Source organism: Thermomonospora sp. CIF 1, assembly GCF_001896795.1.
Classification (GTDB): Bacteria; Actinomycetota; Actinomycetes; order Streptosporangiales; family Streptosporangiaceae; genus Thermomonospora; species Thermomonospora curvata.
Genome location: NZ_MOYN02000002.1, coordinates 77,960 through 102,261, shown reverse-complemented (window position 1 = coordinate 102,261; position 24,302 = coordinate 77,960). Strand labels below are relative to the sequence as shown.

Sequence of the window (24,302 nt, the reverse complement as noted above, 5' to 3'; positions counted from 1 at the left end):
GTTCACCTCTGGTCGCGTGGTCGGGAACCTCGGCCGGCCCGGCGGGCCCCGATGAGGGCACCGGCCAGGGCGCACAGCACCGGAACGGCGATGAAGGCGGCCGGCGGCGCGCCGCCGCCGCCCGCACCGGGCGTGCGGCCGAGGACGAAGGTGACGACGGCGCCCACCGTCTCGATCAGCAGGAACCCCGCGGCCCCGCCGACCAGCAGGCCGACGAGGGCGGATGCGGCCCTGCCGGACGTGAAAGGCGTGTTCATGGCCGTCAGGCTCGGCGCACGGCTCGCCCCCGGTCATCGGCCCTGCGTCGACACCCGCCGTACCGCCCAAGTTGCGGCCGCGCCGCGCGGCGTACACCCGTGGTTGCGTCCTCGCCCCGCGGGACGGCCGGGGCCGCGGAACCGACCTACTCTGGCCCCATGGCGTTCGGTAGGGCTGCGGGGGTGCGGCTGCCGCAGGGGCGCGCGGCGGACGCGGCGATCGCCGGTGGGATGTTCGCGCTGATGGCCGTCACCGGGCTCAGGGCGTTCATCGGCGAGCGCCTGGAGCCGTGGCCGGTCACCGTCGCGGGCTGGGCGCTGACGGCCGCCGCCTGCGGGGCGCTGTACCTGCGGCGCCGGCGTCCGGTGGCCGTCGCCGTCTTCGTGCTGGCCGTCACCATCGCCTACTACCTCGGCAGCGCCTACGACGGGCCGCTGCTGGTGGTGTTCATCGTCGCGCTGTACACCGTCGCGGCCGAGGGACGCCTGCAGGCGGCCGTCGCGCTGGCCGCGCTGGCGCTGATCTGCGTGGGCGCCGGGACGCTGGCCGGCAACGACGAGGTCAACGGCATCGCCCTGTTCATGCTGGCCGGCTGGCTGGTGGCGGTGGTGGCGCTCGGGCAGGTCCGCCACGGCCGCCTGGCCTACCTGCAGGAGGTGCAGCGGCGGGCCGCCGGGGAGGAGCGGCTGCGCATCGCCCGGGAACTGCACGACGTGGTCGGCCACCACCTGTCGCTCATCAACGTCCAGTCGGCGGCGGCGCTGCACCGCATCGGCAAGGACCCGGCACAGGCCAAGGCCGCCCTCGGCGCGATCAAGGAGTCCAGCCGGACGGCGCTGCGGGACCTGCGCGCCACCTTGGGGGTGCTGCGGGAAAGCGGCGAACAGGCGCCCACCGCGCCCGCCCCGGGGCTGGCGCGGCTGGAGGAGCTGATCGAGTCGGCGCGGCTGGCCGGGCTGCAGGTGCACGCCGAGACCGGCGGCGAGCAGCGCCCGCTGCCCACCGAGGTGGATCTGGCCGCCTACCGCATCGTCCAGGAGGCGCTGACCAACGTGACCCGGCACGCCCGCGCCGGCGCGGTCACCGTCCGCCTCGACCACGGGCCGGGGGAGCTGACGGTGGAGGTCACCGACGACGGCCGCGGCCCCGTCCCGCCGGCCGGCCCGCCCGGCAGCGGCATCAGCGGCATGCGGGAACGCGCCCGGGCGCTGGGCGGGGAGCTGGTCGCCGGGCCCCGTCCGGGCGGCGGGTTCACCGTCCGGGCCCGCCTGCCCTACCGGAACGGGGCGTCTGCGCGGTGAACCGTCCCCGCTCTTCGCAGGCCGCAGAGGAGTCAGCCATGATCAGGGTCTTGCTCGCCGACGACCAGCGGCTGGTGCGCGCCGGTTTCCGCTCCATCCTCGCCGACGAGGACGACATCGCGGTGGTGGGCGAGGCGGGCGACGGCGAGCAGACCGTCGAGGCCTGCCGCCGGCTGCGCCCCGACGTGGTGCTGATGGACATCCGCATGCCCGGGATGGACGGCCTGGAGGCGACCCGCCGGATCACCGCCGACCCGCGTCTGGAGAACGTCCGGGTGGTCATCTTGACCACCTTCGACCTGGACGACTACGTCTACGCCGCGCTGCGCGGCGGGGCCTGCGGCTTTCTGGTCAAGGACACCGAGCCGCAGGAGCTGATCCGCGCGGTGCGGGTGGCGGCCCGCGGCGACGCGCTGATCAGCCCGTCCGTGACCAGGCGGCTGATCGCCGAGTTCGCCGGGCGGGTGAAGGCCCCCGCCCCCGACCCGCGGCTGAACGCGCTCACCGAGCGCGAACGCGAGGTCATGCGGCTGGTGGCCGCCGGGCTCAGCAACGACGAGATCGCCGGCCGCCTGGTCCTCAGCCCGGCCACCGCCAAGACCCATGTCAGCCGCATCATGAGCAAGCTGGGCGTGCGGGACCGCTCCCAGCTGGTGGTGCTGGCCTATGAGTCCGGCATGGTCAGCCCCGGCTGGCTGTCGTCATAGCCCCGCGGCCGCCCCGGCGGCAGGCAACGCACTCATCTCGCCGACCATTCTCAAATGGCCATATCCCGCCTTTTTTGAACATCTCACGGGGACATGTCCTCGCAGAATTGCAATAGTCTCGCCAAGCTCATAAATTCCAGCTCCACCACCCTTGGAAGCCGCCGGTGAACGTGTTATTCCTGGTGCGTCTCATCAGGTAGAAAAACATTCTCTGCAATGAGCTGGGAGGCTCAGATGAGGAAAAGTCTGGCGGCAGCGGCACTCGCGGCGTTCGCACTGGGCGGCGCCTTGCCGGCGGCGTCGGCGGCCGCGGCGGCCGAGCACGGCGCCGCCGCCGTGGAGCAGGCCGGGCAGCGGGCCTGCCGGGGCGAGTGCGGCCGCAACTACGGCCCCTGGGACGATTTCGGCTACTGGTACGGCCCTCAGTACAACGACTCCTACCACGACAACTGGTACGGACACGAGGACGCTCACAGTCCCCAGTACGGGTTCCAGCGCTAACGGGCCCGGCACCGCGGCCCTGAGCAGCAGCACACCAAGGGCAAGCACCGAAGCCCAAGGAGCACCGATATAAGAAAAAGCACCACGGCATCCACTGAAAAACCTCGGTGATCCCGAAGAATTTCAGCGGACATCGCCGCTTCACGGCCGCCGGCGACCCGACGAACCCTTTCAGCCGGCTGCCGCAGGCACCGGGAAGAGAAACAGCGGCCGTATGCCGCATGGCCCCACGCCGCCGCTTTCGACCGTTGCGCACACCGTCTGCAGTCCATGGCGGAGGCGGGCGGAAAGGGTTCGCCGTCGATGTGATGCAAGCACCTGCCGGCCGGTGAGGCGGGCCCGGGCGAAGCGCCCGCCCGCGTCACCGGCCGTCCGCCGTATCCCCCGAGAGCGGCCGCCGCCGCAGCGGCTCTCCCCTGAAGCCGGACGACCGCGCGGCCTCCCGGGCCTCGCGCAAGACGACCGCCCGCACGCACCGGCGAAGGCCGTCCACGAGCAGGCCGAGGCGGGGCCTTCCGCCCTACCGGAAAGTGCCGTAAGTCTCATATGGTGCCTTCGCCGGCCTTCTGTACCGAGTCGGACGGGCCAGGCCCGGCGGGCGCGAAAACGGCGGAGGAGGGGTTGCCTTGGCGGATGTCGGATCGGCGCTGGCCGACGTCGTCGGAGCCGAGCATGTGCTGTCGGGTGAGGAGATCTCGGCCGACTACGGCGGGGACGAGGCGCTGGGCGTCGCCCCGCAGCCGCCCGCCTTCGTGGTGCGCCCGGAGACGACCGAGCAGGTCGCCGGGGTGCTGCGGGTGGCCGGTGAGCACGGGCTCGCGGTGACCCCCCGGGGCTCGGGCACCGGGCTGTCGGGCGGGGCGGTGCCGGTCCCGGGCGGCCTGGTGCTCTCCCTTGAGCGGATGAACCGGGTGCTGGAGATCGACACCGCCAACCATGTGGCGGTGGTGCAGGCCGGGGTGACGCTGGGCGAGCTGGACCGGCTGACCGCCGAGGCGGGCCTGATCTACCCGGTGTTCCCCGGCGAGAGCAGCGCCAGCATCGGCGGGACCGTCTCCACCAACGCCGGCGGCATGCACGCGGTCAAGTACGGCGTCACCCGGCACCAGGTGCTGGGGCTGGAGGCGGTGCTGGCCGGCGGCGAGGTGATCCGCACCGGCGGCCGGTACGTCAAGACCTCCACCGGCTATGACCTGACCCAGCTCATCGTCGGCTCCGAAGGCACCCTCGCGGTGGTCACCGAGGCCACCTTGCGGCTGCGGCCGCGGGCCGCCCACCAGGCCAGCGTGCTGGCGCCGTTCTCGTCCCTGCGCGAGGTCACCGCCGCGGTGCCCAAGCTGGTGGGCAGCGGGCTGGACCCGCTGATCCTCGAGTACGTGGACATGCTGGCCATGGCGGCGATCACCGCGAACGCCGACGTGGACCTGGGGGTGCCGGAGCAGGTCCGGCAGACCACTCAGGCGTACCTGATCGTCACGTTGGAGAACCGTTCGGCCGAGCGGCTGGAGGCCGACATCGAGGCCCTGGGCGGGCTGCTGACCGAGCTCGGCGCCGCCGATGTGTACGTGCTGGAGAGCAACGCCGCCCGGGAGCTGATCACGGCCCGGGAGAAGGCGTTCTGGGCGGCCAAGAGCGCCGGGGCCGACGCCATCGTCGACGCCGTCATCCCCCGCGCCGACCTGGCCGACTTCTTCGAGGCGGTCGGCGGCATCGGCGAGCGGCGCGGCACGCTGATCGTCGGGTGCGGCCACGCCGGGGACGGCAACGTGCACCTGTCGGTCTTCCAGCCCGATCCCGAGAAGCTGACCGCGGTGCTGCGGGAGATCTTCACCGAGGCCATGGGGCGCGGCGGGGCGATCAGCGGCGAGCACGGCATCGGCCGGGAGAAGCGCCCCTACTTCCTGGACCTGGAGGACCCGGTCAAGCTGCGGCTGATGCGGCAGATCAAGCAGGTCTTCGACCCACAGGGCATCCTGAACCCCGGTGTCCTGTTCGACTGAAACGTTCGGAGAGTGACGTGAACGGTGCACAGGCGCTGCTGCACACCCTGGTGAACGCAGACGTCCAGGTGTGCTTCAGCAATCCGGGAACCTCGGAGATGCACCTGGTGGCCGCCTTGGACACGGTCCCGCGGATGCGCGGTGTGCTGTGCCTGTTCGAGGGGGTGGCGACCGGCGCGGCCGACGGCTACGGCAGGATGGCCTCCGCCCCCGCCGCGGTGCTGCTCCACCTGGGCCCGGGCCTGGCGAACGGGCTGGCCAACCTGCACAACGCACGGCGGGCCGGCACTCCGATCCTCAACATCGTCGGCGACCACGCCACCTACCACCAGCGCTACGACGCCCCGCTGGAGTCCGACATCCACGCGCTGGCCGGTTCCGTCTCCGGCTGGATCCGGCGTTCGGCCCGCAGCCGGGACGTTCCCGCCGACGCCGCCGAGGCCGTGGCGGCGGCGCTGACGCCTCCCGGACAGGTCGCCACGCTCATCCTGCCCGCGGACGTGTGCTGGTCGGAGGGCGCGCAGCCGGCGACGCCGGTGCGCTCCCGCCCGGCCTCGCCGGTGCACGATTCGGTGGTGGAGTCGGCCGCGGCCGTGCTCAAGAGCGGTGAGCCGTGCGCGCTGCTCCTCGGCGGGGGCGCCACCCGCCGCCACGGGCTGGAGGCCGCCGGCCGGATCGCCGCCGCCACCGGGGCCAAGCTGCTGTGCGAGACCTTCCCGGCCCGGCTGGAGCGCGGCGCCGGGCTGCCGGCCGTCGAGCGCCTGGCCTACCTGGGGGAGATGGCCGCCGCGCAGATGACCGGGCTGCGGCACCTGATCCTGGCCGGCGCCAAGCGCCCGGTGTCGTTCTTCGCCTACCCGAACCAGCCCAGCGACCTGGTCCCCGAGGGCTGCCAGGTGCATGTGCTCGCCGGGGACGGCGACGATGCGGCCGGTGCGCTCGCCCACCTGGCCGACCTGGTCGCCGGGGGCGTCGCCCCGCCCGTGCAGCAACCGTCCCGGCCCGAGCCGCCGTCCGGCCCGCTGACCGCGGAGAAGGCCGCCGCCGTGATCGGCGCGCTGCTGCCGGAGGACGCCATCGTCTCCGATGAGTCCAACACCTCGGGGCTGTGGCTGGCGGGCGCCACCGCCGGGGCTCCCCCGCACGACTGGCTCACCTTGACCGGCGGTGCGATCGGCCAGGGGATGCCGCTGGCGACCGGCGCGGCGATCGCCTGCCCGTCCCGTCCGGTGGTCTGCCTGGAGGCCGACGGAAGCGCGATGTACACCCTCTCGGCCCTGTGGACGCAGGCCCGGGAGGGGCTGGACGTGACCACCGTGATCTTCAACAACGGCTCCTACGCCGTTTTGAACATGGAGCTGGCCCGCGTCGGCGCCGACCCCAACTCCGCCGGCGAGGCGGCGCGCAGCATGTTCGACCTGTCCCGCCCCGATCTGGACTTCGTCTCGCTGGCCCAGGGCATGGGCGTGCCGGCCGGCCGCGCCCGCACGGCCGAGGAGCTGGCGGCGCAGTTCGGCAAGGCGCTCAGCGAGCCGGGGCCGCACCTGATCGAGGCGGTCGTCCCCTCGGTGTTTTGAGCCTGCGGCCCTCCGCTCAGCTCTCGCGGGGGGCCGGCGGCTGCAGCATCGGCACCAGGAACCGCCGGGCGATGTCGGCCAGCTGCTCTTCGTCGTCCAGGTCGACGATGAAGCTGGGGATGCCCAGGAACGAGGCGGAGATGCGGACCATCATCTCGGCCACCAGGTCGGTGTCCAGGTCCGGTGAGACGTTGCCGGCCTGCTGCTCGCGGCGCAGCTGGCCGGCGACGAACTGCCGCACCACGGCCAGCGTCCGCCCGCCGTCGCTGATCATGGAGGGCACCACCAGGTCCGGCTCGGTCTCGATCAGCCCGCCGATCAGCGGGTTGCGCCGGATGGCGCGCAGCGAGCTGACAAAGCCCAGCACCACCCGGTCGGCGGCGGTCTCGGCCTGCTGGATGTCGATGAGGAACTGGTCGAAGTAGCGGCGGAACTCCCGGCGCACCACCTGTTCGACCAGCGCGTCCTTGGTGGCGAAACGCCGGTAGACGGTGATCCGCGAGACCCCGGCCCGCCGGGCCACGTCCTCCATGGTGGACCGCTGGATGCCCATCCGGCAGAACTGCTCGTAGGCGGCGTCGAGAATGCGCGCGCTGGTCTCGTCCATGTCGTCGTTCTGTTCGACGGCATCGGTGTAGGCGCGCTCGATCAGCGACTCGTCCCCCGAGGTCGTCATGAGGAAGGACAACGTAGGCTCCACGATTTCCTCCTGAGACGACCCGACCCCACCCCTGAGACGACTGATTTTGCCCCAACCGAGGGCTTCCGGGGGCCCGGTGGATCCCTCACGCGGTGGGTCTTGTGAGCACCGACACAGTGTGCTGTTATTAGACATACCGTCGATGATACGCAGAAGCAGATCACGTTTCACCGTATCAAGACGTTGCTCTCGCCCCGAGGAGGAACGCAGGCATGAAGACACCCAGCAGGCGCAACGTGCTGGCGGCGGGCGGCGCGCTGGGCGCGGCCGGCGCGCTCGGCATCGCCACCCCCGCGCAGGCCCGGCCCGTGTGGACGTGGTCTCCCGAAGGCTCGGTCTTGGGCACCGGGACGGGTGCCGACCCAAGGGGGGTGTGGGACGAAGAGGCCGACCAGCTGGTGGCCGACATCATCCAGCGCGGCGATGTGCAGAAGGTCAACAAGGAGCTGCGCAAGTGGCTCAAGAACGGCCAGCCGCTGCCCTCAGGGCTGCCCAAGGACCTGAAGGACTTCATTGAGAAGGCCAAGCAGCTGCCGCCGTGGGCCGACAAGAACAAGCTGGCCACCGCCTTCCACTTCAACGAAAAGCGCGGGCTCTACCTCGGTGTCACCTACGGCTTCGTCAGCGGGATGATGAGCACCGTCATCCCCCGGGAGGCGCGGGCGGTCTACTACTCCTGGGGCGGCGCGAACCTGCGGGACCGCATCACCAAGACCGCCAAGCTGGGGTACGACATCGGCACCGCCAACGCCTACGAGCCGGACGGCGAGCTGATCGTGACCTGCATCAAGACCCGGCTGGCCCACGCGGGCGTGCGGCACCTGCTGCCCAAGTCCCCCTACTGGAACAAGGTCGCCGAAGAAGAGATCCCGATCAGCCAGGCCGACATGATGGTCACCTGGCACAGCCTGCCCACCAGCGTCATGCGGCAGCTGAAGACCTGGAAGGTGCCGATCCCGGACAACGAGGCCGAGGCGTTCCTCCACTCCTGGCAGCTGTGCGCCTACATGCTCGGCATCAAGGAGGAGTACATCCCCAACTCCTGGGACCAGGCCGAGTCCCAGGCCCGGCAAGTGCTGGACCCGATCCTGGGCCCCACGCCCGAGGGCATCAAGCTGGCCGACATGCTGCTCAACATCGGCACGCTGGTGCCGGGCGGGCCGCTGAAGTACGTCACCCGGCCCATCCTGGGCTCGCTGACCCGCTACACGCTCGGCGACCAGATCGCCGACTGGCTGAAGATCCGGCGGGACCCGTTCTGGGACAACGTCTTCAACACCCTGTGGGAGCCCTTCATCGCCGTCCGCGAGGGCCTGCTGTCGTTGGAGAAGGCTCCGGGCGCCCTGTCGAAGTTCTACTGGACCTTCGATGAGATCCTGCGCCTGGGCGTGCTGACCGTGCTGTCCGGCGCGCAGTTCCCGATCAGCATCGAGATCCCCTACTCCAACAACCCGAACTACCCCTCCTGATCCCGGCCGTCCCGCGGCCGGGCGGCGCCTCCCGTCCCGGGCTCGGAACCCGCCGGGTTCCGGGCCCGCGGCGTCCTGCGGCCCGGGACGGATCCCCCGTCCTCGTGCGACCATGAAGGCTCCGCTGCGACAGGGGGTCCCATGCGCAAGCCGCTCAGCATCGCCGTGGCCCAGCCGCCGTGCGTCTCCTACGACGTCGCGGCGAACGCGGCGACGCATGCGGACGTGGTGCGTTCCGCGGGCGCGCGGGTGGTGGTCTTCCCCGAGATGTCCCTGACGGGGTACGAGCTGGACGCCCCGGCGATCACGGCCGGCGATCCGCGGCTGGCGCCGCTGGTGCGGGCGTGCGCCCGGACCGGGACGGTGGCGCTGGCGGGCGCCCCGGTGCGCGGCGAGTCGGGCGCGGCGCACATCGCGATCCTGGCCTTCGAGGGCACCGGCGCGCGCGTGGCCTACCGCAAGATGTGGCTGGGCGCCGCCGAGGCCGAGCGGTTCGCCCCGGGCGGCGAGCCGGCCGTGCTGGAGGTCGATGGACGCCGGCTGGGCCTGGCGATCTGCAAGGACACCGGCATCGTCCGGCACTCCGCCGACACCGCGGCGCTGGGCATGGACGTGTATGTCGCCGGGGTGCTGGAGCACGCTAAGGACGCCGCCGTCCGGGACGAGCGCGCCCGCCGCATCGCCGCCGATCACCGGGTCTGGGTCGCGGTGGCCAGTTTCGCCGGCTCCACCGGCGGCGGCTTCACCCGTGCCGCCGGGGGCTCGGGCATCTGGGCGCCCGGCGGAGCCGTGCTCGCCCAGGCGGGCACCGAGGCCGGCGCCGTCGTCCGCGCCGTGCTCGAGTGAACGCGCAGACCGGCTGGATTTCCACGTACGGGGCGTCATCGCCGGTTTCTTCCCGGCGGCCTTGCAGCCGGCGGCGAAGCCGCCCTTGATACCGCGGGTTCGCGCCGCATGGGAAACAGCCGGAATGGCCACCCATTCCGAACGTCGTTCACCCTCCGCCCCTCACAGGGGCGGCTCTGTTCCCGCGAACCCACAGAGGAAAACCCGCATAACACTACTTTCCCGACAAATCAGAACCACTCCAAAAGTGACCGGAAGTGGCCCGGTCATCACTCCGCGTCCTCTCGCGCATCGCCGCGAACCATGGAACTCCCCCGGCCGCGGCCGAACGCCGCAAGGAAGCCCTGGCGGCGGGGCCGAGTCGCGTGCTCAAGCCCGCGTCCTCCCCCTGGAGGAGGAGAGAAGGCCGGGCCATGGGCGGATGCCACCGGCCGGACCGGGGCATAGCGTGGAGGACATGAGCAAAACGGTTTTGAAGATCGCGGGAATCCTGCTGGCCGCCTGGCTGATCTTTTCGGTGCTCGGCGCGATCTTGTCGACGGTGAAGTTCTTCCTGCTGGTGGGCCTGATCGCGGCCGTCGTGATGCTGGTCGTCACATTGATCACCAAGCGCTGAACAAAGCCCCCGATCAAGGCCTTGTCGGCAAGTATCCGGTTATCGCAGGATGGGGCGCACCATAAGCCGGAACGGCCGAAGGGGGCCCCACCCATGCAGCCTCTGACCGATGTGCTCCGCGAACGCGCACAGGCCACCCCCGACAAGATCGCGTTCTATTACGGCGACCGCGAGATCACCTACCGGGAATTCGACGAACGGGTGGACCGGGCGGCCACCGCCCTGCACGCGGCCGGGGTCGGTCCCGGCGACCGCGTCGCCATCTTGGACAAGAACTCCATCGAATACGTCGAGCAGCTGTTCGCCGCGGCCCGGCTGGGCGCCGTCCAGGTCCCGGTCAACTACCGGCTGGCCCCGCCGGAGGTCGCCTACATCGTCAACGACGCCCGCGCCAAGGTCTTCATCGTCGGACCGGAGTTCACCGAGCTGCTCGACGCCGTGGCCGGCGACCTGGAGCACACCACCCACCTGGTGGTGATCGGCGGCGAGCACACCGCCGCCCCCCGGCTCGACTACGCCGAGTGGGTCGCCTCGCACGAACCGGCCCCGCCCGCCCACCAGGCGGCCACCTCGGACGTGTTCGTGCAGCTGTACTCCTCGGGCACCACCGGGCGGCCCAAGGGGGTGATGCTCACCCACGACAACTTCCTGTCGATCCTGCCCAGCACCGCCGAGCTGTGGGAGCTGGACGAGCACACCCGGATGATGATCGCGATGCCCATGTACCACATCGCGGGCAACGCGCTCAGCGTCGCCGTGGTGTTCGACGGCATCACCGGGGTGATCTGCCGCGAGCCCGACCCGGTCGGCATCGCCCGCGAGATCGAGCGCCGCCAGGTCACCCACCTGTTCCTGGTGCCGGTGCTGCTGCTGTTCTGGCAGAGCATCCCGGAGGTCGCCGAGTGCGACCTGTCCAGCCTGCAGGTGCTGCTGTACGGGGCGTCCCCGATCAGCCAGGAGGTGCTGCGCGGCGCCATGAAGCTGCTGCCGGGCACCAAGTTCTTCCAGGTGTACGGGCTGACCGAGACCACCGGCGCGGTCACCGCGCTGCCCCCGGAGGACCACGACCCCGACGGCCCCAACGCGCACCGGCTGGCCAGCGCGGGCGTCCCCAACGAGGGCACCGAGATCAAGATCGTGGACCCGTCCACCCTGGAGGAGCTGCCCACCGGCCAGGTCGGCGAGATCTGGGTGCGCTCCCCGCAGAACATGCTGGGCTACTGGAACATGCCCGAGGCCACCGCATCCGCGCTGCCCGGGGACGGCTGGTTCCGCACCGGCGACGCCGGCTACCTGGACGCCGACGGCTACCTCTACATCCACGACCGGGTCAAGGACATGATCATCTCCGGTGGGGAGAACATCTACCCCGCCGAGGTGGAGAACGTCCTGATGAGCCACCCCAAGGTCGCCGACTGCGCGGTCATCGGGGTGCCCAGCGACAAGTGGGGCGAGACCCCCAAGGCGATCGTGGTCAAGGCCGGCGAGGTCACCGAGCAGGAGATCATCGACTACTGCCGCGAGCGGCTGGCCCACTTCAAGTGCCCCACCTCGGTGGACTTCATCGACGTCATCCCCCGCAACCCCACCGGCAAGGTCCTCAAGCGCGAGCTGCGCAAGCCCTACTGGGAGGGCCACGAACGCGCCGTCCACTGAGCCCGCGCGGCGGATGACGCCGCGCCGGTGAGCGGACGCCGCAGGAGCTCTCACGGTGGCGCCCGGTCCTCTGCGGGCCGGGCGCCACCGCGCGTTTTCGCGGTCGCCGGTAGCGGTCCGCCCGATAAGAAAGGACTTGCTTGCCGACACCGTCCGAAACCCGAAGGAAAGCCACCGATGTCGGTGATCATGCCGTTAGTCTGATCTTGCCGAGATCCGGTGCAGGATCCTCGTGGAGCATGGGAGCAGACCTTGGACGCTGACGGCCCCGTCCCGACCGACATCCCCACCGACGTGCCGACCTCCGCCCGGATCTACAACTGGGCGCTGGGCGGCAAGGACAACTTCGAAATCGACCGGCAGTTCGCGCTGCAGAACATCCACTACAGCCCCGAGATCGTCGACGCCGCCCGGGAGAACCGGCTGTTTTTGTACCGGGTGGTGCGCTACCTGGCGGCCGAGGCCGGCATCCGCCAGTTCATCGACCTGGGCTGCGGCCTGCCCACCGAGAACAACGTCCACCAGGTGGCCCAGCAGTTCGTCTCCGACGCGCGGGTGCTGTACGTCGACATCGACCCGATCGTGCTCGCCCATGCCCGCGCCCTGCTGGCCGGGGACGGCTCCACCGTGGTCATCACCGCCGACATGCGCGACCCCGAGGCCATCTTGGAGCACCCCGACGCCAAGCGCCTGATCGACTTCAGCGAGCCGCTGGCGGTGCTGTACCTGTCGGTCGGTCACCACATCAAGGACGAGGACGATCCGCACCGGGTCCTCTACACCATCATCGACCGCGCCGTCCCCGGCAGCTACCTGGCCTTTACCCAGGTGGTGAGCACCGATCCCCCCGAGCGGCGCGCCGAGCTGGACGCGATCGCCAACGCCGGCGGCGTCCCCTGGCAGACCCGCAGCCCCGAAGAGGTCGACGCGCTGCTGCTGGGGCACGGTCTGGAGCCGGTCGAGCCGGGCCTGGTCGACATCAACAACTGGCGCCCCGACCCCGACCAGCCGCCGCTGGCGCCCGTCCCCCCGGAGCTGAAGCCGTACGAGGGCGCCTCCAAGCTCCGCAAGGAGCGGTTCGAGTACGGCGGCCTGCTCAAGAAGCCGTAAGCGGTTCCCGCCCGGACGGACGCCTCAGCCCACGGGGCGCCGTCCGGGCGCCCGGACCACCGGCCTGGGCGCGCCGGTGGTCCGGCGGCGATGACGATCTCGGTGCCGCCGCCCGCGCCGGCCGGCGGGTCGCCGCCACCGAGCACGCACCGGTTCAGCGGGTCGCCGGCCGGGAACCGGTCCGGCCCGCAGAGGGTGAGCGATCAGAACGCCTCGACCGGCGGGGAAGCGCACCCGGCAGGTGTCGCGCCCGTTCAGGGGGCCGAATCTGGGGTCGAACCGGCGGATCGGGTACGGCGCGTCCGCAGCGAGGTCGGCGCCGAGGCTGTTCAGCCTGATACAGGTGCGGGTGAAGCAGCCGGTGCCGAAGGCTCCCATGCCTTTGCCCCGCCCCACCCGTTGGTCGGCTCGGCGACGCGCAAGGCGCCGATGTCCAAGCAGTGGAAGGCGAGCCGCGCTCCGTGCCGCACCGCCGCCGCAGCCGCTCACCGGGGACGACGCCCCATGCGGCCAGCCAGGCGATCTGCGGCATGTCGGTCCGCCGTCATCACCAGCGGCCGCCCGCGGATCGTCGCCTCGTAGGCCGGTCGCACGGTCCGGAGAGGGCCGGATGCGGGGCGAGCGGGCAGGGGAGCGTGGCCGCAGCCGCGGTGACCAGGGCTTTGCGGCGAGTCCACCGGATCCTCTTCATCACGCCGTCTCTGCGGTGCGTCACGATCAGGGAGGATGCCGCGTCCCGGAACGTCACGGGTGCCGCCAAAACTCCAGCCCCCTGTACCAGGGCCGGGCGCCGAATGGTTTCGCCGGAGCTTGGCGTTCCCGGATGCTGCGGGCTCCCGGTTCTTTCAGCAGAACAACGGCCTTGCAGCACGTCAAGACCGAGGCGATCGGTCGCCCGGCCGAACCCTGCGAGCAGATGGACGCCGGCTGCCAGGGGGCATATCCACGCGCGCCTGCTATAACCGAACGAATTTCTAGTAGCCGTCCTATAAATTCAGAGAATATCCATGGAAGAGCAGGCCGTCCCGCCAGTGTGACCTTTAACCAAGCCGCTCGAAAGTACGCCCCCGACGCCCGGGACGTCCGTCTCGATACCCATGCTCCCGCCGTGCTGCGCAGCGTCATCCACCGCGCCGCCTCCAAGGAGCTGAAACCCTTTGAAGGGGCGTCCAAGCGCCGCCAGGACCCGTTCGAGCGGGGGCCGCCGAAGAAGGCCGCCGCTGCGTGAACGCGGAAACAACAGCGGTGGCCTCGTCCGCGCCACCTCGGCCATGGGGCGCGGCAGACCGGAGCCGCTCGCGTCACCCGAAATAAGGATGATCGAATTTCATCTTTTCGGATCGAGTGTTATTGGGACGGCGAACCGGCCCGCCGCAGGACGCCACCGAAGATCACCAAAAAAGACGGAATCGTCCCCATTCGCCCAGTAGTCTGCTGCCACCGACCGGCCGTCCTGAGCAGACGGGAGTGCATGGTGGCCGCTGACGAATCGATCCCGCAAATCCGCACGGACGTCCCGGCATCCGCCCGCATGTACGGCTGGGCCCTGGGCGGGAAGGACAATTACGAGATCGACCGGCAGTTCGTGCTGGAAGGCGCGAAGCTGTTCCCCGAAGGCATCAACATGGCCCGGGAGAACCGGCTGTTTCTGTACCGGGTGGTGCGCTACCTGGCGGCCGAGGCCGGCATCCGCCAGTTCATCGACCTGGGCTGCGGCCTGCCCACCGACAACAACACCCACCAAGTCGCCCAAAAGCACGCACCCGACGCCCGGGTCGTCTACGTGGACATCGACCCGATCGTGCTCGCCCATGCCCGCGCCCTGCTGGCCGGGGACGGCTCCACCGTGGTCATCACCGCCGACATGCGCGACCCCGAGGCCATCCTGGAGCACCCCGACACCAAGCGCCTGATCGACTTCAGCGAGCCGCTGGCCGTGCTGTACCTGTCGGTCGGCCACCACCTGCTGGACGCCGATAACCCCCGCACCGTGCTGCACGGCGTCATCGACCGCGCCGTCCCCGGCAGCCACCTGGCCTTCACCCAGGTCGTCAGCGACGACCCGGACGCCCGCGCCAAGTCCAACGAGCAGATGAAAAAGAGCGGCGTGCCCTGGCAGACCCGCAGCCCCGAAGAGGTCGACGCGCTGCTGCTCGGGGGCGGGCTGGAGCCGGTCGAACCGGGCCTGCTCGACATCAACGACTGGCGCCCCGACCCCAACCAGCCGCCGCTGCCGCCCGTGCCCAAGGAGCTGGAGCCGTTCGTCAAGACGGCCACGCTCCGCCGCACCGTGTACGAGTACGGCGGTCTGCTGATCAAGACCGGCTGAGCCTGAGCGGCGCCGGTGCCGCGCATGCGGCTCGCGGCACCGGCGCACCAGGCGTCAGGCGCGCTTGGTCATGCTGTAGCGCAGCCGGCGCATCGGGTTTTCGATCTCGGGCTTGATCCCGGAGGTCTCGAACAGCTCCCCGACCCGGTCGGCGAAGTCAGCCGGGTCCCAGCGCGCCCCGCCGTTTTCGATGACGGCGGCGGACTCATACGGCCGGTAGAGCTCCACCGCATCGCCCTGCACGCCGAAGACCTTGCCGCTGATGGAACCGGCCTGGTCGCTGCACAGGAACGCCACGAACGGCGCCACGTTGTCGGGGTGCCAGAAGTCGAAGCCCCCGCCGTCCCCGCCTTCGATCTTGCCGTAGGCGCCCTCGGTCATCCGGGTGCGGGCGGCCGGGGCGATGGCGTTGCAGGTCACCCCGTAGCGGGCCATCTCCAGCGCGACGATCGTGGAGAACGCGGCGATGCCGGCCTTGGCCGCCCCGTAGTTGGACTGGCCGAAGTTGCCCAGCAGCCCGGAGGAGGACGCGGTGCACACGATCCGTCCGGGCCGCCCGTTGTTCTTCCAGTACTCGCAGGCGAAGTGGGTGGGCGCATAATGGCCGCGCAGATGCACCTTGATGACGGCGTCCCACTCCTCGGGGGTCATCTTCACCAGGGTGCGGTCGCGCAGGATGCCGGCGTTGTTGACCAGCGCGTCCAGCCCGCCGAACGTCTCCACGGCGGTGTCGATGAGAGCCTTGGCGTCGTCGATCTCGCTGACGTCGCCCACGTGCAACGCAGCCTGCCCGCCCATCGCGGTGATCTCGTCGACGACCGCCTTGCCCGCCTCGGCGTCGAATTCGTTGACCACCACGGCGGCCCCCTGCCGGGCCAGTTCCAGGGCCTCGCCCCGGCCGATGCCCCGCCCGGCACCGGTGACGATCGCGACCTTGCCGTCCAGAAGCGCACTCATAGCGTCGAACCATAATCGGCCGCCTCGGCCCGCCCCGACGGCCGCCCTCCGGAAAGTGACGCTCTCACACCCCCCGCCGTCACCTGCTGTGCTCACTCCCCGCGGCGACGGGCGAGCAACAGCAGCAGGACGCCGCAGGCGGCGCCGGTGAACTGGAAGGCGGCCATGCCGAGCAGCAGGCCGGGGCCGCCGAGCGAGCCGGCCAGGGCACCGGCCAGGGCGGCGCCCACCGCCGCCGAGCCGATCTTGAGGCTGCCGCCGGTGGTGTTGACCTGGCCGAGCCGGTCGGCGGGGGCCTCGCGCTGGCGGACGGTCAGCGTGGCGGCGAACACCGGGCCGTCGCAGATCCCGGCGAGGAGGAAACCGGCCAGCGCCCACGGCAGGGAGGGCGCCCAGACGGTCACGGCCAGTGCCGTCCCGAAGGCCGCCATGCCGGCCATCAGCACCCATTCGGCCCGCCGCGCCGACAGCCAGCGCGCCGACCCCAGCGACCCGATCAGCGACCCGGCGGCGAAGGCGGCGATCAGCTGGCCGCCCACCCCGGCGCTGCGCCCGATGTGCTCGGCGAACAGGACGGCGGTGACCGCGACCGCCCCCATGCCCAGGAACGCCAGGGTGGTCGCCACGGTCACCGCGCGCAGCACCGGGTTGCCCAGCAGCACCACGATCCCCCCGGCGATCACATCCAGCGCCGGGGCCCGTCCCTTGAGTGCCGGGACGTCCTTCTTCATCTCGGGGGCGGGTTCTTTGGAGAGGGCCGCTCCAACCCGCTCATCGCGCGGTGTCTCCGCCTCGCCGGGACCGGCGTTCCCCGCAGAGGGGCCGCCGCTGCCCTGCGCCTCAGCGGTGACAGCGTGGCAGGCCGCTCCGCCGGGCCCGGCGCTCCCCGCCGGACGCCCTTCCTCCCGCGCCTCGGCGGGCTCTGGACGGGCCGCGGCGCCGCCGCGGCCGATCGCCGCGGCGGGCTGCTCGGAATGTTCCCCGGCCGCCCGGCGCCCGGCGTCCTGCGAGCGGGTTCCGGCGGTGTCGGGGCCGACCGCCGGAGCGAGTTCCGCGGCCGGTCGCTCCCCGGTCTCCTCCGGCCGCCGGGCGGGGGCGGGACGATGGCCGGGGGGAGGGACGGACAGCAGCGGCAGCAGCGTCATGCCGAGGGTGGCGCAGCCGACGACCGCGGCACCGGCATAGCCCGCCCCGAGCGCCGCGGTCAGCCCGGCCGCCAGTCCCGGGCCGGCGATGGCGGCGATGTTGTAGGTCGCCGCCTCCAGCCCGTAGGCCCAGGTCAGCCGGTGGGCCGGGACGAAGCGGGGCAGCAGGCCGGTGAAGGCCACCACGACCGGCTCGGTACAGCCGATCGCGACGGCGAAGGCCAGCGCCAGCAGCAGCGGCACCCGCCCGGCCGTCAGCAGCAGGAAGGCGGCGGCCAGCAGGTAGCAGGCCGTCATCGTCAGCGCGAAGGCGCGCGGCCGGGCGGTGCGGTCGAGGGTGTGGCCGGTGATCGGGCCGGCCAGCACATAGGGGAGCATGATCGCCGCTTGGAGGAAGCCGGCGGTCGCGGCCTGTCCCGTTCGGGCCTGGACGACCAGCACCAGCGCGGTGCCCAGCCCTTCGGCGGAGATCCTCAGCAGCGTGGCGGCCCCGAGATGCACCGTGTGCGCGGAGGGACGCCGGACCACCCGGAGCATCAGCACCACAGCGGCGGATCGAAGTAACGCATGGCGTAAGTGAGCATAAATCGCCCGCCTCCGGCGAAACCCTGCTCACCGGCGAGCCCTGAGGCCGCTCGGGGCATCCGTTGGCCGATCCATTGATCACATATGGTGCATACCGACATAGACTGCACAGGGTGACCCCTTCGTACCGGGTTGACAGTGAGGTCGGCCGGCTCCGCACGGTGCTGCTGCACCGGCCCGGGGCCGAGCTCAAGCGGCTCACCCCCCGCAACAACGACAAGCTGCTGTTCGACGGGATCCCGTGGGTGGGCAGGGCCCAGGAGGAGCACGACGCCTTCGCCGAGGCGCTGCGCGAGCGCGGCGTCGAGGTGCTGTACCTGACCGAGCTGCTGCAGGACGTCCTGGAGTACGCCGACGCCCGGGAGCAGGCCATCACCGCCGCCGTCGCAGACCCCCGGCTGGGCGACCGGCTGCGCGAGAACGTCCGGGAGTACCTGAGCGACCTGGACCCCGAGCAACTGGCGCACACGCTGATCGCGGGGCTGGCGCACGAGGAGCTCAAGTCCGCGCACGGCCTGGTCTACCGGCTGATGGACCCGCAGGACTTCATCATCGACCCGCTGCCCAATCTGCTGTTCACCCGGGACTCCAGCACCTGGATCGGCCCGCGGGTGGCGGTGACCAGCCTGGCGATGCCCGCCCGCCGCCGGGAGACCTCGCTGACCGGGCTGATCTACGACTTCCACCCCCGTTTCCGCGGGATCGAGACGATCTACGACCCGCGTCTGGAGCCGCTGGAGGGCGGCGATGTGCTGCTGCCGGCCCCCGGGGTGATCGCGGTCGGCACCGGGGAGCGCACCACGCCGGCGGGAGTGGAGCGGCTGGCCCGGCGAGTGCTGTCCACCGGCGCCGCGCACACCGTGCTGGCCGTGCCGATCGCCCAGGAGCGGGCCACCATGCACCTGGACACCGTCTGCACGATGGTCGACGTCGACACGGTGGTCATGTACCCGCCGGTGGCCCATTCGCTGACCGCCTACACCATCACCTGGGACGACGGTGAGCTGCTCATCTCCGAGGAGCGTCCGTTCCTGGAGGCCGCCGCGGCGGCGATGGGGGTGGAGCGGCTGCGTGTGATCGACACCGGGCTGGATCCGGTGACGGCCGAACGCGAGCAGTGGGACGACGGCAACAACACCCTGGCCGTGGCGCCGCGCGTGGCGGTGGCCTACGAACGCAACGTCGAGACCAACGCCCGTCTGGAGGCGGCGGGCATCGAGGTGATCCGGATCAGCGGAAGCGAGCTGGGCAGCGGCCGGGGCGGCCCGCGGTGCATGTCCTGCCCTCTGCTGCGCGACCCGCTCTAACGTGCGGCGCGCGCAAGTCTTGGATGCTCGGGCGGTGTCGACGGGGGCACGACAGCGCCCGAGCTGTGCAAGACATTACAGCTCATCGAGGATTTTCGGCGAAAATGTGCGCCACGCCACATTCACCGGAGGGACGGTGCCCACCGGTGGACCTTTCCGGCACCTCGTGTCCTCGGGTCGTGACGGGGAGGTCGCAGTCAGGGACGATGCCGTGAGCCGAACGCGGTGCCGGACGCCTTCACGGCCCCGCCTTGGGCCACCTGCCGAAAAGGCTCAGTGCAGGCCGTGGCGGGAGCCGTCCACCCCCGAGGAGGTGCGCTGCAGTTCCGCGATGTCCTCGGCGAACTCTTCGGCGAACGCCGCGGCGTGGGCCATGCCGGGGGCCGAGTCGCCGTCCTCCGTCTTCTGCGGGACGTGCACCACCGCCCAGACCGTGGTGCAGTCGCCATCGTGGTGGACGCCCCAGCACTCGGCGAGCGCCTCCACGATGCCCAGGCCTCGTCCGCCCAGGGAGGACAGCGTGGGCCGGCCGCGCCGGGGTTCGGTCATCGCCCCGCCGTCGCTCACCGAGACCTCTATGTCGTCCCCGTTGCACTCCCAGCGCACCCGGATCTGCCCGGACTCCAGGGGCCGCGCATGCCGGAGGGCGTTGCTGAGCAGCTCGCTGAGGATGACGACGGCGTCGTCCACCGCTCCGGGACGCACACCGAGGGCGCGAAGCTCGGAGCTGAGGCGCCGGCGGGCGATCGCGACGCTGGACGGCGCGTGCGGTAGCAGTACGACGCTCGACGCCCTCACCTCCCCGTACCCTCCGGGACTAGCCGGTTACTCTCGTGCTACGACCGAAATGCCCCGATGCGGACGACCGGAAACCTGAGGGAAATGCCATTTCCCCACAATGGGCGAGTGATCCTCCGATCACGGCCGATCACCCCCCAGAAGCAGACACAGGTACCAATGATCCCTCATGTGGACCTATCCACTCACAGCGGGGGTTACTCCTGTCGGAGACGTTTCGTCTGTCACATCCTGGACACAACACTCGGCTCGTCGCCTCACACCCCAAACCGCCCCGATCGGAAATATCGGATCAGTCGCCGGAGGCGTGAGCGGCGGGCAGGGTCAGCCGCATGACGGTGCCGCCGCCCGGCCGGGAGTGAGCGGCCACATCGCCGCGCTGGGCCTGCGCGAGGCGTTTGACGATGTAGAGCCCCAGGCCGATGCCGCCGAAGCGGCGGCGGTCGCCGGAGTCCCCCTGAAAGAAGCGTTCGAAGATCCGCTCATGGTCGCCGGGGGCGATGCCGACCCCGCGGTCCGCCACGGTGACCACCAGCTCGTCCCCCTCGGCCCAGGCGCGCACCGTCACCGTGCCCCCGTCCGGGGAGTACTTGAAGGCGTTCTCCAGCAGCTGGCCGAGGATGATGTCGGTGGCCATCCAGTCCCCCGCCACCTTCGGCAGGTCGGGGGCCACCTCCAGCTCCACCCGGTGCAGGTCCGACAGCGACCGGAAACCGGCCACCGACGCCTCCAGCAACCGGCCCAGATCGAAGTGCTCGATGGTCACCTTCAGCTCGCCGGTGCCCGCCCGCGACCCCAGCAGCAGGTGCTCCACCAGCCGGGCCAGCGCCCGCGCCCGCTCGGCGATGGTCTCCACCGCGGCCCGCCGCTCGGCGTCGCCCAGCTTGTCCCAGCGGCTGACCAGGGTGCTGGCGAAGCCCTGCACCACGGTGATCGGGGTGCGCAGCTCATGGCCGGCGGTGGCCAGGAACAGGTCCTTGGCCTCCTCCAGGGCCTTGGCCTCGGTGACGTCCCGCAGGTCGACCACCAGCTCCCCGGTCTCCTCGACCTGCGAGCACAGCATGTTCACCCACGTCCCCGACTCCAGCCGCACGGTGAGCGTGCAGCCGGGCTCGGGGATCTGCAGCGGCGGCGGCCGGCCGATCACCTGCTCGGCGGGCAGGCCGGTGAGCCGGGCGGCGGCCGGGTTCCACTGCCGGACGATGCCGGCGGCGTCCAGCACCACGATGCCGTCCGCGCTGGAGTCGATCACCGCCCGCTCGTGCGCCTGCTGCCGGACCGCATCGGCGTAGGCCACGGCGTTGCCGACGGCGACCCCGGCGTGCCCGGCCAGCAGTTCCAGCAGTTCCAGCTCGGTGTCCCCGGCCTTGCGCCCGGAAAAGAGCGCATACAGCGCCCCGTACGGCCGGTTCTGCAGGTACGACAGGCCGAGGGCGACCGTGTGCAGCCCCGGCAGGTGGGCGCGGATCGCCTCGTCCACCCGCCGGGCGCCGGCCAGCAGCACCGGCTTGCCCGAGCGCAGCAGCTCATCGACCAGGCTGGAGTCCAGTTCGGTGACGGTGCCGCGCAGCCGCTCCGGCAGGCCCTGCACGCTGACCAGCTCCAGGCTCCGGCCCTTGATCTGGACGAAACCGCCGGCGTCGGCCCCGGTCAGCTCCACCAGCGCGGTGGTGATCCGGTCCAGCACCGCCGGCAGGTCCCGTTCGGCGTTGAGGTCGGCCACCACGTCGTTGAGCCGGCGCACCAGGCGGGCCCGCTCGGCCAGCTGGTGCTGGGCGGCGTCCGTCTCGGCCACCGGGTGGTAGACGCCCATCCAGCCCAGCAGCCTGCCGTCGGCGTCGTGCAGGGGGCTGGTGTCGATGCGCACGTCGATCAGCTGCCCGTCGCGGCGCAGCCGCCGGGTCGCCACGGAGAGCTGCCCGCCCTCGCGGACGCGCTCCAGCACCGCGTTCTGCTCGGCCCGCAGCTCATCGGGGATGATCGGGGGCAATTGGCCGAGCACTTCGGCGGCGCTCCAGCCGAACAGCCGCTCGGCCGCCGGGTTCCACAGCGTCACCCGGAAGCGGGGGTCAATGGCGACGATCGCGTCGGCCGCGCATTCGATGACCGCACGGACGATCGCATCCTGACCGCCTGGAGCCTGCCCCACGTCTGTCATCGTGCCATCGCTTCCCGCACCGCGCCGGTGAAGTCGGTTGGAAAGCGTTCCACCCGATCTGCCCGGTGTTTGTGAAAAGGCCACCGCGGCTTTGCCGGGTCCTCTCCGGTTCGGCCGCGACCACCCCGGTGACCTGGGCTTCTGCGAGCCGGACGAGCCGCCGGCGAGCGAGTCGGAGCCCTGGTGAAGGAAATGATGCGCACGTTGGAGGACGACCGCCGTAACGCACACCACACCCGCGTGACGGCCGCGGAATCGGAACGCTCCGGCGGGTGCGGTCAGATGACGCGGGGCGCGGCGCCGGACTCGGCGACCATCGCAAGCCCCGCGCCGGCCCATTCCTTCATCCCGCCGTCGATATTGCGGGCCCGCCAGCCGGCGTTGTTGAGGGCCACGGTCACCTGGGCCGAACGCACCCCGGACCGGCAGATGACATACACGTCCCGGTCGCGCGGGATCTCCGCGGCCCGGTCGCTCAGCTCTCCCATCGGGATGTGCACCGCGGTCGGGATGTGGCCGGCCTCCCACTCGTCCTGCTCGCGGACGTCGAGAAGGTAGGCGTCCTGCGGTACGTCCGTGACAGCGACGGCCGGAACGTCTTCCCCGAAAAACATCACGTTGCCGCGACTCCTCCGCTTCCTTGCCGGGAGCGGCCCCTCACCGGGCCGATTTCCACGGGCCGGCGAAGACGGGCCCCGCCCTGAGAATGTCGGCCGCTGCGCCGATGCCGCCGTGCGCGGCCATACCCTTCCGCCGCGCACCGGAACCCGGCACCGGCGGCATGGTTCTCTTCAGCCATATGCCCGCCGTCACCGGCGGCGTCCCGCACACGCTACCCGTCCGGCGGCGGCGGGCCGAAGCGGGCGATGCTTTTCACAGAATTCGGCGGAACCCGATCGGGCCTCGGTGCGTCCAATGCGCATGCGGTACCGTATGCCCCTCGCCACAGCGGCCTGCCTGAGCGCTCTGGCCGCCGCCACACTGGCCGGATGCGGCGCTGCGGACGACGGCGGAGGCTCTGCCAAGGTGTCGCCGTCCTCGGCCGCCCAGACCCGGCTGACCATCGAAGTACGCTCCACGCCTCAGGGTTCCGCCACCACCTGGACCCTGACCTGCGATCCCGCCGGCGGCACCCACCCGAAGGCCGACGCCGCCTGCCAGGCCCTGGAGAAGGCCACAGATCCGTTCAAGCCCGTCCCCAAGGACGCCCTGTGCACGCAGATCCACGGCGGTGACCAGGTGGCCACCGTCACCGGCACCTGGCGGGGCGCCTCGGTGAACGCCCGGTTCAACCGTCTCAACGGCTGCGAGATTCAGCGCTGGGAAGAGGTGGCGGCGCTGTTCGCCGGCTGACCGCTCCGGAGCCGCCGGTCGCCGATGCGCGGTGCGGGCGGCTCCGGAGCCGGTCCCGGGCCCGCCGGCTCCCGGACGAGACTTTCGGCCTGCGCGGTGTGGCCGCGAATGTCCCCATCCATGCCCTGATCCGGCGGGAAAGCCGCTCTCCGCTGTGTCTCGTCCCGGCAGCGTCCCCCTCGAACCCTCCGGGCATGGGGCGGCGCATCGAGCAGGTCAAAGAAGTTTGAGCTTGCCTTGACCCAGAAGGGGTAGCCGGTACGCAAGGCTGTGTCCACATGCCTGTGGACAGCTGTGGACGAAGCTGTGGATAACGTGGAGTGAGCCCGGATTCCCGGTGCCTACACGCTGCATACCTGTACAAACAGGGGCATAACTCTGCCCTCATACGGATCATGGCGCTCCACAGGCTGTGGATAACTTCTTCGCAACAGCCCTGCCAAAAAGGCTGCGAAGTCCATCCGCTCCCTTGACGCAGACGGCGCGCAGCAGCCGCCCGAGCGCGGGCCGCAAGGCGGGGAGCGCACCCTCACCCACCTCCTATGACGCATGTCTCATAAACGGGTAGGGGGTAGGGGTTGCAGCCCCGCCGGAGGGAGTGGCAGCATCGATGACAAGATACCCCCCAGGGGTAACCGAGGAGGACGAGGATGATCACCAGCACCTATACGGTCACCGGAATGACCTGCGGCCACTGCGTGGCATCGGTCAAGGAAGAGGTCGGCCAGGTCCCCGGCGTCACCGGCGTCGAAGTCGACCTGGACAGCGGCCGCATGACGGTCACCTCCGACGGCCCGCTGGAGGCCGCCCGCATCCGAGAGGCCGTCGCAGAGGCCGGATACCAGCTGAAGGACTGACGGGCCGTCCCGCCCCCGAGAAAACAGCCCGCCCCCACGATCCACCGACGGCGGAGGACCCGCGGGCCCCAA

Annotated in this window: 21 protein-coding genes; 14 read left to right on the top strand and 7 right to left on the bottom strand. The window is 71.2% G+C overall.

The window, feature by feature from the left end:
* Positions 1-2 precede the first annotated feature (2 nt).
* The gene (locus BUE48_RS00565; protein ID WP_012850504.1) at positions 3-257 is read right to left on the bottom strand and encodes a hypothetical protein; all 255 of its coding nucleotides are present in this window, start codon (positions 255-257) and stop codon (positions 3-5) included.
* Positions 258-416: 159 nt separating this feature from the next.
* Here BUE48_RS00565 and BUE48_RS00560 point away from each other — a divergent pair, with 159 nt between their 5' ends.
* From BUE48_RS00560 to BUE48_RS00540, 5 genes are all read left to right on the top strand, one after another.
* On the top strand, positions 417-1,559 hold the full coding sequence (locus BUE48_RS00560; protein ID WP_286988288.1) for a sensor histidine kinase: 1,143 nt from the start codon (positions 417-419) through the stop codon (positions 1,557-1,559).
* 38 nt (positions 1,560-1,597) lie between these two features.
* On the top strand, positions 1,598-2,266 hold the full coding sequence (locus BUE48_RS00555) for a response regulator (RefSeq protein WP_286988286.1): 669 nt from the start codon (positions 1,598-1,600) through the stop codon (positions 2,264-2,266).
* A 234-nt stretch (positions 2,267-2,500) separates the two neighbouring features.
* Entirely contained in the window at positions 2,501-2,767 is a 267-nt protein-coding gene (locus BUE48_RS00550) for a hypothetical protein (protein WP_286988284.1), read from the top strand.
* 626 nt (positions 2,768-3,393) lie between these two features.
* On the top strand, positions 3,394-4,767 hold the full coding sequence (locus BUE48_RS00545; RefSeq protein WP_012850500.1) for an FAD-binding oxidoreductase: 1,374 nt from the start codon (positions 3,394-3,396) through the stop codon (positions 4,765-4,767).
* A gap of 17 nt (positions 4,768-4,784) precedes the next feature.
* Positions 4,785-6,344 (top strand): acetolactate synthase large subunit, encoded by a 1,560-nt coding sequence (locus tag BUE48_RS00540; RefSeq protein WP_012850499.1) that lies wholly within the window; start codon positions 4,785-4,787, stop codon positions 6,342-6,344.
* A 16-nt stretch (positions 6,345-6,360) separates the two neighbouring features.
* On the opposite strand, the gene BUE48_RS00535 is transcribed toward BUE48_RS00540, so the two are convergent.
* Positions 6,361-7,044 carry a TetR/AcrR family transcriptional regulator gene (locus BUE48_RS00535; protein ID WP_012850498.1) on the bottom strand — a complete coding sequence of 228 codons (684 nt, stop codon included), beginning with the start codon at positions 7,042-7,044 and terminating at the stop codon, positions 6,361-6,363.
* Between the two features lie 212 nt (positions 7,045-7,256).
* On the opposite strand from BUE48_RS00535, the gene BUE48_RS00530 reads away from it, so the two are divergent.
* From BUE48_RS00530 to BUE48_RS00505, 6 genes are all read left to right on the top strand, one after another.
* The gene (locus tag BUE48_RS00530) at positions 7,257-8,513 is read left to right on the top strand and encodes an oxygenase MpaB family protein (protein ID WP_012850497.1); all 1,257 of its coding nucleotides are present in this window, start codon (positions 7,257-7,259) and stop codon (positions 8,511-8,513) included.
* Between the two features lie 141 nt (positions 8,514-8,654).
* Positions 8,655-9,359 (top strand): carbon-nitrogen hydrolase family protein, encoded by a 705-nt coding sequence (locus tag BUE48_RS00525; RefSeq protein ID WP_012850496.1) that lies wholly within the window; start codon positions 8,655-8,657, stop codon positions 9,357-9,359.
* A 457-nt stretch (positions 9,360-9,816) separates the two neighbouring features.
* Positions 9,817-9,975: a hypothetical protein gene (locus tag BUE48_RS00520; protein ID WP_169312971.1), complete on the top strand. Its 159-nt coding sequence runs from the start codon at positions 9,817-9,819 to the stop codon at positions 9,973-9,975.
* A gap of 93 nt (positions 9,976-10,068) precedes the next feature.
* Complete coding sequence (locus tag BUE48_RS00515; RefSeq protein WP_286988278.1) at positions 10,069-11,631, top strand: long-chain-fatty-acid--CoA ligase; 1,563 nt, start codon at positions 10,069-10,071, stop codon at positions 11,629-11,631.
* Positions 11,632-11,883: 252 nt separating this feature from the next.
* Positions 11,884-12,741, top strand: a complete 858-nt coding sequence (locus tag BUE48_RS00510) for an SAM-dependent methyltransferase (protein WP_012850493.1) — start codon at positions 11,884-11,886, stop codon at positions 12,739-12,741.
* Positions 12,742-14,215: 1,474 nt separating this feature from the next.
* On the top strand, positions 14,216-15,070 hold the full coding sequence (locus BUE48_RS00505; RefSeq protein ID WP_012850491.1) for an SAM-dependent methyltransferase: 855 nt from the start codon (positions 14,216-14,218) through the stop codon (positions 15,068-15,070).
* Positions 15,071-15,124: 54 nt separating this feature from the next.
* Here BUE48_RS00505 and BUE48_RS00500 read toward each other — a convergent pair whose 3' ends face one another.
* Together BUE48_RS00500 and BUE48_RS00495 are read right to left on the bottom strand one after the other, a co-directional pair.
* Positions 15,125-16,027 carry an SDR family NAD(P)-dependent oxidoreductase gene (locus BUE48_RS00500; protein ID WP_012850490.1) on the bottom strand — a complete coding sequence of 301 codons (903 nt, stop codon included), beginning with the start codon at positions 16,025-16,027 and terminating at the stop codon, positions 15,125-15,127.
* A 92-nt stretch (positions 16,028-16,119) separates the two neighbouring features.
* Positions 16,120-17,709, bottom strand: coding sequence for an MFS transporter (locus BUE48_RS00495; protein WP_286988364.1), 1,590 nt, complete (start codon positions 17,707-17,709; stop codon positions 16,120-16,122).
* A gap of 161 nt (positions 17,710-17,870) precedes the next feature.
* On the opposite strand from BUE48_RS00495, the gene BUE48_RS00490 reads away from it, so the two are divergent.
* Positions 17,871-19,064 (top strand): arginine deiminase, encoded by a 1,194-nt coding sequence (locus tag BUE48_RS00490; protein WP_012850488.1) that lies wholly within the window; start codon positions 17,871-17,873, stop codon positions 19,062-19,064.
* A gap of 273 nt (positions 19,065-19,337) precedes the next feature.
* Here BUE48_RS00490 and BUE48_RS00485 read toward each other — a convergent pair whose 3' ends face one another.
* From BUE48_RS00485 to BUE48_RS00475, 3 genes are all read right to left on the bottom strand, one after another.
* Positions 19,338-19,862 carry an ATP-binding protein gene (locus BUE48_RS00485; RefSeq protein WP_012850487.1) on the bottom strand — a complete coding sequence of 175 codons (525 nt, stop codon included), beginning with the start codon at positions 19,860-19,862 and terminating at the stop codon, positions 19,338-19,340.
* Positions 19,863-20,154: 292 nt separating this feature from the next.
* Positions 20,155-22,020 carry a PAS domain S-box protein gene (locus BUE48_RS00480; RefSeq protein ID WP_012850486.1) on the bottom strand — a complete coding sequence of 622 codons (1,866 nt, stop codon included), beginning with the start codon at positions 22,018-22,020 and terminating at the stop codon, positions 20,155-20,157.
* A gap of 278 nt (positions 22,021-22,298) precedes the next feature.
* Positions 22,299-22,634 (bottom strand): rhodanese-like domain-containing protein, encoded by a 336-nt coding sequence (locus BUE48_RS00475; protein WP_041439129.1) that lies wholly within the window; start codon positions 22,632-22,634, stop codon positions 22,299-22,301.
* Between the two features lie 319 nt (positions 22,635-22,953).
* Between BUE48_RS00475 and BUE48_RS00470 the strand changes: the two genes are divergently transcribed.
* Both BUE48_RS00470 and BUE48_RS00465 read left to right on the top strand, forming a co-directional pair.
* Positions 22,954-23,373: an SSI family serine proteinase inhibitor gene (locus BUE48_RS00470; RefSeq protein ID WP_169312970.1), complete on the top strand. Its 420-nt coding sequence runs from the start codon at positions 22,954-22,956 to the stop codon at positions 23,371-23,373.
* Positions 23,374-24,023: 650 nt separating this feature from the next.
* Positions 24,024-24,230, top strand: a complete 207-nt coding sequence (locus tag BUE48_RS00465) for a heavy-metal-associated domain-containing protein (RefSeq protein ID WP_012850483.1) — start codon at positions 24,024-24,026, stop codon at positions 24,228-24,230.
* The last annotated feature ends 72 nt before the right edge of the window (positions 24,231-24,302 follow it).

Excerpts from the sequence above, each read along its gene's own strand:
- BUE48_RS00565 (WP_012850504.1), bottom strand. The coding sequence starts at position 257 with ATGAACACGCCTTTCACGTCCGGCAGGGCCGCATCCGCCCTCGTCGGC.
- BUE48_RS00560 (WP_286988288.1), top strand. The coding sequence starts at position 417 with ATGGCGTTCGGTAGGGCTGCGGGGGTGCGGCTGCCGCAGGGGCGCGCG.
- BUE48_RS00555 (WP_286988286.1), top strand. The coding sequence starts at position 1,598 with ATGATCAGGGTCTTGCTCGCCGACGACCAGCGGCTGGTGCGCGCCGGT.
- BUE48_RS00550 (WP_286988284.1), top strand. The coding sequence starts at position 2,501 with ATGAGGAAAAGTCTGGCGGCAGCGGCACTCGCGGCGTTCGCACTGGGC.
- BUE48_RS00530 (WP_012850497.1), top strand. The coding sequence starts at position 7,257 with ATGAAGACACCCAGCAGGCGCAACGTGCTGGCGGCGGGCGGCGCGCTG.
- BUE48_RS00525 (WP_012850496.1), top strand. The coding sequence starts at position 8,655 with ATGCGCAAGCCGCTCAGCATCGCCGTGGCCCAGCCGCCGTGCGTCTCC.
- BUE48_RS00520 (WP_169312971.1), top strand. The coding sequence starts at position 9,817 with ATGAGCAAAACGGTTTTGAAGATCGCGGGAATCCTGCTGGCCGCCTGG.
- BUE48_RS00515 (WP_286988278.1), top strand. The coding sequence starts at position 10,069 with ATGCAGCCTCTGACCGATGTGCTCCGCGAACGCGCACAGGCCACCCCC.
- BUE48_RS00500 (WP_012850490.1), bottom strand. The coding sequence starts at position 16,027 with ATGAGTGCGCTTCTGGACGGCAAGGTCGCGATCGTCACCGGTGCCGGG.
- BUE48_RS00495 (WP_286988364.1), bottom strand. The coding sequence starts at position 17,709 with ATGCTCCGGGTGGTCCGGCGTCCCTCCGCGCACACGGTGCATCTCGGG.
- BUE48_RS00480 (WP_012850486.1), bottom strand. The coding sequence starts at position 22,020 with ATGACAGACGTGGGGCAGGCTCCAGGCGGTCAGGATGCGATCGTCCGT.
- BUE48_RS00475 (WP_041439129.1), bottom strand. The coding sequence starts at position 22,634 with ATGTTTTTCGGGGAAGACGTTCCGGCCGTCGCTGTCACGGACGTACCG.
- BUE48_RS00470 (WP_169312970.1), top strand. The coding sequence starts at position 22,954 with ATGCCCCTCGCCACAGCGGCCTGCCTGAGCGCTCTGGCCGCCGCCACA.
- BUE48_RS00465 (WP_012850483.1), top strand. The coding sequence starts at position 24,024 with ATGATCACCAGCACCTATACGGTCACCGGAATGACCTGCGGCCACTGC.